At 66.9% G+C, this 1,878-nt stretch carries 2 protein-coding genes; both read left to right on the plus strand.

Annotation, left to right across the window (positions count from 1 at the left end; translation table 11 throughout):
• Positions 1-869, plus strand: an 869-nt coding sequence (locus tag ABD951_RS28505) for a transposase (protein ID WP_345353644.1), incomplete at its 5' end; no start/stop codon positions are given.
• Between the two features lie 88 nt (positions 870-957).
• Positions 958-1,878: IS110 family RNA-guided transposase (locus ABD951_RS28510; protein WP_345353646.1), on the plus strand; the 921-nt coding region annotated here is incomplete at its 3' end.

The following is a 1,878-nucleotide window of genomic DNA, read 5'->3' on the forward strand; positions in this document are numbered from 1 at the left end:
TCGCCCAGTGGCTACTGGTCCTCGGCGAACTCGTTCTCGACGTTCCGACCACCTCCACCGCCCGGATCCGGCAACTCTCCCGCGGGGGCCGACGCAAGAACGACCGCATCGACGCCGCCGCGGCCGCATGCGTCGCTGCGCTGCAGTGCGACGCCCGCCCGGTCGACCCCGAGGGGCCGACCGACGTCCTGGCGTTGCTCGATGAGCGTCGAAAAAATATGTGTAACAGTCGAACTCGTCTCGTCAATCAGTTGCACGCGTTGCTACGCCAGCTATTCGCCGGCGGCGCCCCGGCCTCGCTCACCGCCGCCACGGCCACGGCACTGCTGCGAGGCTTCCGTGCCCGCAGCGAGGTCGATCGGATCCGTGTCGGGCTCTGTCGCGACCTGATTGCCGACATCCGCCGCCTCGATGGTCAGCTCGCCGAGAACGAGAAGCAGATGACCCGTGCGCTCGACGAGCACGGCACCCGCCTACGCGAAATCGACGGTATCGGTCCGGTGACCGCCGCCTGCCTGATCGGCCGCACGGGACGCGCCAGCCGCTTCCCGACCGCCGCGGCGTACGCGAACTACAACGGTTCCGCACCGGTGCAGATCGCCAGCGCCGACACCGAGCGCCACCGGCTGTCCCGCTACGGTGACCGGCAGCTCAACAGTGCGCTCCACACCGTCGCGATGGTGCAGATCCGTATGCCCGCCAGCGCCGGCCGCGCCTACTACGACAAGAAGATCGCCGAAGGCAAAAGCCCCCGAGCCGCAACTCGCAGCCTGAAACGTCACCTGTCCGATCACGTCTGGCGCATCATGCTCGCCGACGACAAACGCAGCCACCGGCAACGCGAGAAGGAACCCGCAAGCGCGGCTTGATGCCATGAAAGGGGCGGGGCCTCCCGCTCCTCGTGGTTCCCGGCGAATGCTGGGGAATGTCACGTGCAACACGACCGAGGAGGCCCCTATGAGCGAGTATGACGGAAAACAGTTCGTCGGGATCGATTTGCACCGCAGACGATCGGTGATCGTCCGACAAAGCGACACCGGCGAGCAACTCTCGGCGGTCCGGATCGTCAACGACCCGGTGGCGTTGGCGCTGCAGATCGAGGAGTCCGGACCGAACCCCGAGGTGGTACTCGAAGCCACGTACGGCTGGTACTGGGCGGTCGACTCGCTGGAAGCGGCGGGCGCCACGGTGCATCTGGCACATCCATTGGGTGTCAAAGGGTTCCGATACAGGCGGGTGAAGAACGACGTCCGCGACGCCGGGGATCTGGCGGATCTGCTGCGGATGAATCGGCTGCCCGAAGCCTGGATCGCCCCGCCACCGGTACGAGAGCTTCGGGAGCTGGTGCGCTACCGCGCCAAGCTCGTCGCGCTGCGCTCCGGACTCAAGGCGCAGGTCCACGCAGTGCTCGCCAAGGCCGGCATCCTGATTCCCGTGTCGGATCTCTTCGGTGTCATCGGCCGCGAACGCCTCGCGAATGTACCCCTCGGCAGCGTGTACGCGCAGCGGGTGATCTCGCTGCTCGAGCTCATCGATGTCCTCAACGCGCACGAGGCCCGGTTCTTCGAACAGATCGCGGGCGAGTTACGCGGCCACCGCGGATACACGGCGCTCCAGGAACTGCCTGGCGTCGGTCCCACCCTCGCAGCAGTGTTCGTCGCCGAAATCGGAGACGTCACACGGTTCGTGGGCCCGGACCGGTTGTGTTCGTGGGCCGGGCTCACCCCACGCCACCACGAGTCCGACACCCTCGTGCACCGGGGCCACATCACCAAACAGGGCTCGAAGTTGGTGCGGTGGGCGGCGGTCGTGATCCACCCCGGGTTTGCTGGAGGCTGTCAGGGTGTTACTCCCACGGGTGGTGAGAGCGCGTGTTCA

Origin of the sequence: Rhodococcus olei (genome assembly GCF_039540555.1) — a bacterium.
In the GTDB taxonomy this organism is placed as follows: domain Bacteria; phylum Actinomycetota; class Actinomycetes; order Mycobacteriales; family Mycobacteriaceae; genus Rhodococcus_G; species Rhodococcus_G olei.